General features: G+C 66.6%; 1 protein-coding gene. It reads left to right on the forward strand.

Annotation, left to right across the window (positions count from 1 at the left end; genetic code table 11):
- Positions 1–89: 89 nt before the first annotated feature.
- On the forward strand, positions 90–335 hold a 246-nt coding region (locus tag E1189_RS00235; RefSeq protein WP_155158152.1), incomplete at its 3' end, for a hypothetical protein.

Raw genomic sequence — 335 nt, forward strand, 5'->3', positions numbered from 1 at the left:
GGTACAGCCACCTTTGCAGCCCGGCAGTATTACCAGCCCATTTGTCACGGCCCGGTGATCCCGGTGGCTGAGGAGACCGAAGAGTAGCCATGGCGATCTACACCCCTCCGTCCGGCGATGCGGTCAGCCTTGCCTTCAGCGGCGAGCTGTACACCCCGCCACTGGGCGATGGCCTTGCCCTGCACTTCACCGTCGTGGTGGACGGCGGAGGCGGCGGCACTGACCCGGTGCCCTTCCCTGAGCCTCCCTCCCTGATTGTGTCCTATGGCTCCCAGTGGCAACAGGCCTCCAACCAGCAACCCGAGAGCGCGGCCCTGCTCTGGGCCAACGGCCAG

The sequence above is a fragment of the Parendozoicomonas verongulae genome, from assembly GCF_009711465.1.
Taxonomy (GTDB): Bacteria; Pseudomonadota; Gammaproteobacteria; order Pseudomonadales; family Endozoicomonadaceae; genus Sansalvadorimonas; species Sansalvadorimonas verongulae.